Origin of the sequence: Undibacterium sp. RTI2.2 (genome assembly GCF_035018705.1) — a bacterium.
Lineage (GTDB): Bacteria > Pseudomonadota > Gammaproteobacteria > Burkholderiales > Burkholderiaceae_D > Undibacterium.
Map to the genome: position 1 here is coordinate 1 of NZ_JASJXN010000104.1, position 2,558 is coordinate 2,558.

2 protein-coding genes are annotated in these 2,558 nt (G+C 40.3%); one reads left to right on the plus strand and one right to left on the minus strand.

The genetic code is table 11. The features are described 5' to 3' along the window. Positions 1 to 129: 129 nt before the first annotated feature. Positions 130 to 651 (plus strand): glycosyltransferase, encoded by a 522-nt coding sequence (locus QN395_RS21210; RefSeq protein ID WP_416352075.1) that lies wholly within the window; start codon positions 130 to 132, stop codon positions 649 to 651. Positions 652 to 1,163: 512 nt separating this feature from the next. Here the strand turns inward: QN395_RS21210 and QN395_RS21215 are convergent. After that, positions 1,164 to 1,817 (minus strand): DUF4919 domain-containing protein, encoded by a 654-nt coding sequence (locus tag QN395_RS21215; protein WP_322121801.1) that lies wholly within the window; start codon positions 1,815 to 1,817, stop codon positions 1,164 to 1,166. Positions 1,818 to 2,558 lie beyond the last annotated feature (741 nt).

The following is a 2,558-nucleotide window of genomic DNA, read 5'->3' on the forward strand; positions in this document are numbered from 1 at the left end:
AAAATCGTTCTGAACAAGCCGATAAAATGGAAAAATTTGGACGCTGACAGGTGGTAAATATTGAACGCTGTTTGACACATTACTTTCGTTAATCGCAATTTGGAACCTTGTCGTGGTTTTATGAGTTTTATGCGTTCTTTGCCAGATTTACTGCGTGCCAGACCTCATGCGGAAGTGCTTATTCTTGGGGGAGATAGTGTCTCTTACGGTCAAGGCCTACTCAATATGACATGGCGTCAAGCACTGTTGGAGGAAGTTGGATCGCAACTAGACTTAAAACGCGTTCATTTTTTAGGAAAAATACCCTACACAAATTTCCTTAAAATGCTGCAAATTTCATCTGCCCATATTTATCTGACGTATCCATTTATATTGTCATGGTCAATGCTAGAGGCGATGGCGGCTGGCTGTGTGGTGGTGGGCTCACGTACGGCACCAGTTGAAGAGGTCATCCTGGATCAAGAGAATGGTTACTTGGTGGACTTCTTTGATACGGATGCTTTGGTTCGTATAGTCGCATCCATCTGCAGCGCAAGAGAAAGTCAGGCTCAGATTAGACTCGCTGCGCGCCAAACAATCCTAGACAAATTTGATCTGAAGCGTCATTGCCTGCCGAAACAAATCGCTCTGCTTGAACAAGGCATCAACTGAAATTTAAAGCTGATTTTTGAATAACGACCTTGCATTGGACATTCGAATGGTTATTAAAAAATTCTGGCATTTGCTATCAATTTCCCTTGTTGATATCTTTGGTATTATTGCCTGCCCTTAGAGTATGGTTAGCGATATAGTTTACTCAACGGCTGAGCAGATCTTTAAGGGAAGGGTCGTTCTATAAAAATTAAAGCCCATCTTAGTCTTCGAATCATTGACATCGTCTGAACTCAAAAAACAGTTAGGAATACGACTTAAGCCTCAATCATCCAATAATGATGACAATAAACATAACAGTCCCCCTACGATAATTCGAAACGTAGACCACCTGAGAAGTTATAGAACAGAGCATAGCGGTAAGTACTGCCAACAATTTTCTGAATTTTTCTTCTGAAGTTCATATGCTTACTATTAGTGTCGGCATAGCGTTGAAAGCCGACTCTGAAACCTAGTTGCAATTGCCGCTATGTACCGTTTTTTACTATTCAAATACGGCATTAATGAAGCGGCTATTTATTTTCCGGAACACCATCTAAATCAACCTTAATATTCAACTTTTTTTGAAGACGCTTAAAATAGGCATCTGGATTGAAGTAGATAATTTGTTTGGCTCCAGTCTGATCAACAGACTCGATTCTGTCGCGGTACGGCGAGGTTTCAAGTGACTGACTGGCAATTCTTAAACGAAAATAACTAACTACCTGTTTTTCTTCTGCGATCGAGATCACTTCATATGCTGTCCTCGACGATTTGCCATCTCCAGTATCCAGTATCGATTTCATCAAGCCCGTCGCCCATCGAAAATGGGCTGCCATTTCAGCCGACTGCCCCTTTCTTTGCAGAGCTGTCGCCAAATAAAGATGAGCACCAATATCTACAGGACAAGTGCCGAGCCTAATGTGTGTGTATTTTAGAATATCATCATCATTCTTGGTATTCATTGCAACGACCATCTTTTGAGTCACTTGATGGTCGTCGCACAATTCTTCAAATCGGCTCATGGCGCCATATTCTGTGCGTAAATTCTTAAAATTTACGTCTGCATTCCAGTCTGCTATCGGTAGATTTTCTTTATTTGATTCAGACGAGTTGGACTGCCCCTTCGAAACAAGCGGAATAGACACAATTAATACTAGCAACAAACACGATTTAGACAATTTCATCTCCAATGCTTTAACTTTGATACATGTATAAGCCATAAACCGTAAATCAGCAATATATCAACCGGTAAGCTATGTGCCGCGAACTGTCTTTTCGTTCAATATACAAGACTAGGATAGCAAAACGGCTGGACTGACATTTCGATTATTCCTGTACCCTACCTAATTTCAACACATTCTAGGTAAATGAATTAGAGTAAAGTTTGTCGATCAACCCGCTGCGCGCAGTTAACTGCAAAGGAATAACAATTGTGATCGTCCAATAAAAAATGGTTGCAGAACACGCCGATAGGCTCACAATCCCATTCAAAAGGATCTCGACCTGATTTTTAAATGCAAAGTGAGCTAATGTCAATGTCAATGTCAATGTCAATGTCAATGTCAATGTCAATGTCAATGTCAATGTCAATTCAGTATATAAACAAACAAAGAAGATAAACAGCGATCTGTGAAACATAACGGCACAGTCTTAAACAGACGTCACCTAAGATTTATTAGGTATTTTGCAACAGTCTGCTAAGATAAATTAAGACGAATTAAATTGGGGGCAACTTTGGGGGCAACTAAAAACTCAATCCAAGCTACTAACAATAGCCATAGGCACTCTAACCATGAATGTGAGTGACGCCGTCCCACCATTAAATAACTGAACAAATCAATGACTTATTAAGTGAGGTTCTTGCAAAACGAAACACCGGAGAGTAATTTTATTGCGAGAAGCGCAAAATAGATGAGAAAGGAGCG